Source organism: Streptococcus sp. HMSC074F05 (assembly GCF_001808725.1).
GTDB lineage: Bacteria > Bacillota > Bacilli > Lactobacillales > Streptococcaceae > Streptococcus > Streptococcus parasanguinis_I.
This window is the reverse complement of sequence record NZ_KV794397.1, coordinates 1-1,201: the sequence shown is the minus strand read 5'-3', so window position 1 is coordinate 1,201 and position 1,201 is coordinate 1. Positions and strand designations below refer to the sequence as shown.

General features: G+C 33.1%; 1 protein-coding gene. It reads left to right on the top strand.

Annotation, left to right across the window (positions count from 1 at the left end):
• The first annotated feature begins 334 nt into the window (after nt 1-334).
• A complete protein-coding gene (locus HMPREF2685_RS00050; RefSeq protein ID WP_070464525.1) occupies nt 335-850 on the top strand; it encodes a DUF308 domain-containing protein in 516 nt (171 codons plus the stop codon).
• Nucleotides 851-1,201 lie beyond the last annotated feature (351 nt).

Below are 1,201 nucleotides of genomic sequence, written 5' to 3'. Positions count from 1 at the left end.
ATCCAACTTCTCAGAAAAGAACACTTCATAACCAATATGAACCTGGTTTTATTGAAGCAAGGGATAAATCTCCACTAGAACTCTTAATTGAAAATAAGGAATTGTTTGATAAATAGAAAAAGCGAGGATAACCTCGCTTCAGATTGAAGTTAAAATCTTTAGAAGACACTTTTATAAGGACTTTGTCTTCAATCTGTGAAAAGGAGTGAAAACTCCTTTTCTTTTTGTAAGTCAGACTGAAACTTCCAAATTGTTTATTTATTTTATTGACATTTTCTATAAAAATAAGTACAATAGTTTTATTAGCAAACTATACTATATAGGGGGTATTGAAATGAAATTTTCTAATCGTTTACTGCTATTCCTTGCAGGAGTTGTTTTTGTCCTTTTAGGACTTTTCCTATTTACAAACCCAGTAGCTAATCTTGTTGCTTACAGCTGGTGGATTTCATTTGGTTTACTGGTTTCTTCTATAGCAGCTATTTTAGGCTATTTCTCTGCACCAAAAGAGCTTCGCTCACCTGTTTATCTTTTCCAAGGATTTGTTAGTCTTCTCTTAGCTCTTTACCTCGTTGCTTATGGCTTTGTGACCCTGCCGGTCGTCATTCCGACCATTGTAGGAATTTGGTTAATTGTAGAAGCCATTATTGCTTTCTTTAAAGGCAATCGTCTAGGATTGATTTTCCCTATTATGGGTAGCAATATCACGTGGGTAGCCTTGCTTGAATTTTTACTAGGTCTAGTGATTCTGTTCAATCCAGTGGCTACAGGTGTCTTTGTCGTTTATGTCATTGCCTTTTCATTTTTAGTTACTGGCTTCACCTACATTATTGAGGCCTTTCGTAAATAGTCTAGTTGCTATTTCTATCGCATTCAAAAAAGCTGGGAAATCATATTCTCAGCTTTTTCGTCTCTTTAATTATCACTTTTTCGCATTCCATTCTACGTAGAAATTTGTTTTTCCATTTTATTCTCCAATTTGATCTCGCACTGACATTTATTTATAACAAAACTATATATCTAGAATAGCATAATCATTAGGTATTATAGATTTTCAAACCAAATGCGAGTCATTCGTTTTTCCCCACTTTTGCCCCATTTTTAAATCCTGACATTGAAAATACCTAAAAGTATTTCCTAAAATCAGCTATATTTCAATATTTTTGTTTATTTTCAATATGAAAAGTTCTTACAAATTCAT

Coding starts and splice junctions, on each gene's coding strand:
- HMPREF2685_RS00050 (WP_070464525.1), top strand. CDS start 335: ATGAAATTTTCTAATCGTTTACTGCTATTCCTTGCAGGAGTTGTTTTT.